The sequence below is a fragment of the Microcoleus sp. w2-18bC1 genome (genome assembly GCF_036700365.1).
In the GTDB taxonomy this organism is placed as follows: Bacteria; Cyanobacteriota; Cyanobacteriia; order Cyanobacteriales; family Microcoleaceae; genus Microcoleus.
Genome location: NZ_JAUBOS010000129.1, coordinates 1 through 4,200 on the forward strand (window position 1 = coordinate 1; position 4,200 = coordinate 4,200).

General features: G+C 43.9%; 7 protein-coding genes. All 7 read right to left on the bottom strand.

The annotated features are described in order from the left end of the window. Positions 1-218 precede the first annotated feature (218 nt). On the bottom strand, positions 219-1,052 hold the full coding sequence (locus tag QT979_RS28415; RefSeq protein ID WP_333210763.1) for a hypothetical protein: 834 nt from the start codon (positions 1,050-1,052) through the stop codon (positions 219-221). A 253-nt stretch (positions 1,053-1,305) separates the two neighbouring features. Next, positions 1,306-1,599, bottom strand: a complete 294-nt coding sequence (locus QT979_RS28420; RefSeq protein WP_333210765.1) for a hypothetical protein — start codon at positions 1,597-1,599, stop codon at positions 1,306-1,308. Further along, positions 1,589-1,885 (bottom strand): BrnT family toxin, encoded by a 297-nt coding sequence (locus QT979_RS28425; RefSeq protein WP_333162936.1) that lies wholly within the window; start codon positions 1,883-1,885, stop codon positions 1,589-1,591. Before QT979_RS28425 ends, QT979_RS28420 begins: the two co-directional genes overlap by 11 nt. Before the next feature lie 104 nt (positions 1,886-1,989). After that, a complete protein-coding gene (locus QT979_RS28430; RefSeq protein ID WP_333312341.1) occupies positions 1,990-2,574 on the bottom strand; it encodes an SMI1/KNR4 family protein in 585 nt (194 codons plus the stop codon). A gap of 313 nt (positions 2,575-2,887) precedes the next feature. Beyond that, positions 2,888-3,217, bottom strand: coding sequence for a GNAT family N-acetyltransferase (locus tag QT979_RS28435; RefSeq protein WP_333210768.1), 330 nt, complete (start codon positions 3,215-3,217; stop codon positions 2,888-2,890). A gap of 86 nt (positions 3,218-3,303) precedes the next feature. Further along, complete coding sequence (locus QT979_RS28440; RefSeq protein ID WP_333210770.1) at positions 3,304-3,672, bottom strand: DUF4440 domain-containing protein; 369 nt, start codon at positions 3,670-3,672, stop codon at positions 3,304-3,306. A gap of 233 nt (positions 3,673-3,905) precedes the next feature. Further along, positions 3,906-4,097 (bottom strand): hypothetical protein, encoded by a 192-nt coding sequence (locus QT979_RS28445; protein ID WP_333210772.1) that lies wholly within the window; start codon positions 4,095-4,097, stop codon positions 3,906-3,908. Between the last annotated feature and the right edge of the window lie 103 nt (positions 4,098-4,200).

Genomic DNA, 4,200 nt, shown 5'->3' on the forward strand with positions numbered 1-4,200 from the left:
TTTTTGAGCAACAGCTTGCCTTCTGCTAAAAGGCTGCTACTTTTAGCTGCACTGATTTTTTAGTCTAAACTACAGTTTTAGTATTTATCGTTTTATGACAGCAAGAGATATCAATTTTAACTCCGAAAGAATCGGAGATACCAAACTAGAAGTTATGGATATAGACATATAGCGGTTTAAGTTCGGTTATCGGTATCCAGTTAAAAATGGATGATGATTCAGTATGGCGCAGCGATCGGCTGAAATTGCATATCATTAAAATCAAATAATAGGACAACGTTGGTTAATCCTTCCGCTGTTATCTCTGCCGCATAGAGGTTGCCTTCAGCCGCCCAGACTAGCCGTTTGCCATCCAGGTCTGCCCACTCCCATTGGGGATAACTAATCGTGGCATTAGTAGCCCGATTAATTAGTGAATGTTCATCCCAATAACAGCCTTTCCCCTCTGGGTGATCGCTCTCGGCATGGGCGATTTTGCGGAGTATCCAGCCGTTGCCGATCGATTTTTCAAAGATATGTTGGTCTTTCCCTTTGCCGAACTGTACGCGATCGACCAGTTGCCAACCATCGCGTAAAAGTCGAGGGTAATAGACGCCGAGACACTCGTTGTTGCCATAATTGCAGGTTGGGGCGTAGGTGGTGTCGCGACGGACTGTCGAAGTATCCCGCAATATCTGGTGGCCGTAGTAGCCGTCGTTGAGCCAGTAGGTGGCTTGGCTCGTCCACAGACCACCCCCATTCCAACAATCCCCCTTGGGGAAGATGGCGATCGCTTTGAGGTATGGTGCTTGTGAAATCGCAGTCCAGGCACCACAGGCCTCCGATTGCCAGCGACCATTCATCGCGAAGTAAATCAGATATTTGCCGTCGGGTGAGAGGTCACTCCGGCGTTCGTAGATGCGTCCCTTTAACCATTGTCCCAGTTGGAATCGATCGCATTGTCGATCCCATAGCATTGTTGCAACCTGCTTCGACGGGCCGCGTCGAATGATTAGTCCGACGGGAGCTTGACTGGCAAGCAGAATATGAATGCGAGCAGGGAATATTTTCATTAATGGTCGATCGTCCGAATGCGGATTTGTACAGTTTTAATCGGCGATGAAAGAACTCCTCCGACAGCGGTGGAATATCGGAGGTATCGATATCTTTATCGCTCATTTCGTCGATTCTAGCCCAGTCGGTTTTTGAGGTATTGTTCATAGCGTCTGCGTTCATGAGGCAGTGACTTGCGTAATGAGATACCGTGTCGTGTTAGCTATCTGAATGTTAGATCGATCGCCTTTTTGTACTGCTGGCTCGACACAATTAACAGGACTCAGCATGAACGACTTCCTTTAATGCCTCATCAATCACTGCATCGCTGACACCTCGACGCTTCAAACTTGCTACTAAGGCTGTTACTTTCTCGCTCTCAAATCGTTCTAAATCAACGCGCAAACCTTGACCGATATAAGCACGAATTAATGGCTGATAACCCGAAAAACCCAACAATGGTGCAACTTTTTTTAAATCTTCCACAACATCTTCGGGCATACGAATCGTCACGCTAGTCATTGGACGGTTGCGGTTTAATCGCTGCTTTAATGCTTCAACCTTCATACTCTGCCCTCTCCTGACGAGTTGCTTTACGTGCTGAAATAATCCGAATGACATTTTCTTCACGCTCAATGTGAACCACATACAGTAGATTCCACCGACTATCTAGCCCAATCACAGCCTCACGCGCTTCCTCATTGCGGCTGGCATCAACGACAACTAGAAATGGGTCAAAGAAGGATTCAGCAGCTTGTTGAAAAGTAACCCCATCATGATTCGTGGGATTTATCCGCGCTTTTCCCTCGTCCCATACAAAGGTAATGCCATTGAGCACGAAGTATACATTCATGCTCCCTAGTATAGGTAAAATGTATTTACAATGTCAATACGTTATTCACAAAAAACGATCGTTTTCAAACTACTGCCACAGCCTGTGCTACTTGTTGGGGCCTTTCAATTATGTTTCTGCATCAATATTTCAAAGTCCACTAGATCGACTAACCCATAACCATCCTCAGAGAACCGATATTCTCCTCGTTCTAGTGCATCTGCAAAGTTCTCCATATAAACTCGAAAATTAGGTGCAATAAGCCCTCTAGTAGGTTCCTGCCACTCAACAATAATGACTTGTCCAACATTTCCGCCTGCTGCTGGGGCTAAATCTACGCATTCGCAAGCACCATTGCTTTCGTTTGTGAATGGAATCCAATTCGGGTTCCACCAACCCTTCCAGATTCCTTCAAAAATGTCGTCACCATCGCACCTAAAATTATCGTCTGAATAATCCTGCCATTTTTCAGATATTTCGATCGCGCTTTGGAGAGAGAGGAACTTCAAGTTGGGGAACAGGGAATAAGATTCTTCATCCTGACCGTTATGCACGCGGTAAGACAGCTTGAAATCTTCGGGAAACTCTACACCAAAGAATGCTTCTGCTCGATCAATCTCCTCATCAGTAGCGCCCGGTCTGAGACTTTTCAGCACTTCAGGTGCATTGGCTGCCAGCCAATTATCAATTCTTTCCCAAATTATTTTCATGAGAAAACCTCCGAAGCTGGAAACTCAGTCTATGCGAGAGTTCAGAGGAAAGCGAGATAGCGGTTTTAACCGCCTAAAATTAAAGCGGGGTGCTGACTCTCTTTCCATGCTACTTTTTATCGACTCTAACCATCGCTCAGGTCATTAGACCTCTTGCAAAATAATTTTATGCTATAATCAAAAGTTTTGCTTAATTAGAGCAGATTGCAGGTTATATCAGCACTTGACAATTATGAGTTGGCTCTCAGGTCTAACACTCAAAACCTTTAATTCTAAGATAGATTTTTTTTGCAAGAGGTCTATTATAGCAATCCTAACCACGCTCAACTGCTTCAATCTGAAGCTTTTTTCCATCTTCTTTGTAGTTAACCGTGATTTCCTCAATATCGTTGCTGCATCGAGTGAATAGTTCTCTACCGATTCCTTGCCCACCAAATTCTCTTCGGACGAACAACAATGACAGATGATTCCCTCTCTGAAATGCAATAAAACCAACAATAATCCCACTCCACCTAGCGACTAGCCTTTTCTCGCTACTCAAAATTCTGGCTCTTAATTCTTCTAGGTCAGAAATTTTTTTCCATTCAGCAACACTTTCTGGTGTTCCATCTGTAAGTTCCCATAGATCCGCAGCAGCCCACATACAAGCACTGATTTAGTGTTCATCCCCAAATTCTGGATGTCTATAGGTAATGGCATTCATCGTTGTGATCCGAGTGCTGAGAGTAGTCAAGGTTGAAACGGTGTACCCTGATGAAAGCGAAGTACCCAACCGCTTGCCGTTCGCGACCAAATAGAGCTTCTGTGTGTATGTTCAACAACGCCGTCATAAATAAATGCACTGTCATAGGTAACCTGAACAATGTTCTCATCGAGCAGGCGAATGTGAAATTCAGGTAGCGGAAAGATGACATCTATTGATGAAGGCTCTGCCACAAGTGTATCTTGTCTTTGCCAGACACGTCCAGAACGTCCAAATTCAAAGAAGTCCGGTGCGAGGAGTTCATTCATGCGCTGCTTGTCAAGGCGAGTTTCTTGACGCCATAGCTCTTGCTCTAGGCATTCGAGGGTGTCTCTGTCTTCGCTGCTGATTCCCATAACTATCACTCCAACTAAACCTAAAAATATCACAATTTTGTCCGATCCAATGATTTGTTATGCCCGATCTCTTAACAATTATTTATGATCGGGCGATCGACGATAACTTCTCTGGACTCAACAACGAAACCGATCATTTCTAGTTCTCTGAACTGCGCTTCAAACGATAACTTTGATGGAGCGAACTCTGCGATATACTAGCTGAACTCACTCGCAGCTAAGGGCTTTAGATATTAAAATATGTGAGGATATTTAGGATTATCTGTGCTGAGTATATTTACAAGTTTGTCAAATACATAGCAACAATTGGTGGTAATGAGTTCAACTTCTTCATCTAGTTGCAAATCCTCCCACAAATAAGGATTTACTTGAAATCGAAACTTTCCTTTGAAGTTTGGGTTCTCTTCCTTGAATTTTGGCAACATAGTTTTTTTCCCTTTTGAATCAACTCCTGTAGTTTAGACTAAAAAATGAGCGCAGCTAAAAGTAGCCACCTTTGAATCTCAGGCAAGCTGTTGCTCAAAAACT

Excerpts from the sequence above, each read along its gene's own strand:
- QT979_RS28415 (WP_333210763.1), bottom strand. The coding sequence starts at position 1,052 with ATGAAAATATTCCCTGCTCGCATTCATATTCTGCTTGCCAGTCAAGCT.
- QT979_RS28420 (WP_333210765.1), bottom strand. The coding sequence starts at position 1,599 with ATGAAGGTTGAAGCATTAAAGCAGCGATTAAACCGCAACCGTCCAATG.
- QT979_RS28425 (WP_333162936.1), bottom strand. The coding sequence starts at position 1,885 with ATGAATGTATACTTCGTGCTCAATGGCATTACCTTTGTATGGGACGAG.
- QT979_RS28430 (WP_333312341.1), bottom strand. The coding sequence starts at position 2,574 with ATGAAAATAATTTGGGAAAGAATTGATAATTGGCTGGCAGCCAATGCA.
- QT979_RS28435 (WP_333210768.1), bottom strand. The coding sequence starts at position 3,217 with ATGTGGGCTGCTGCGGATCTATGGGAACTTACAGATGGAACACCAGAA.
- QT979_RS28440 (WP_333210770.1), bottom strand. The coding sequence starts at position 3,672 with ATGGGAATCAGCAGCGAAGACAGAGACACCCTCGAATGCCTAGAGCAA.
- QT979_RS28445 (WP_333210772.1), bottom strand. The coding sequence starts at position 4,097 with ATGTTGCCAAAATTCAAGGAAGAGAACCCAAACTTCAAAGGAAAGTTT.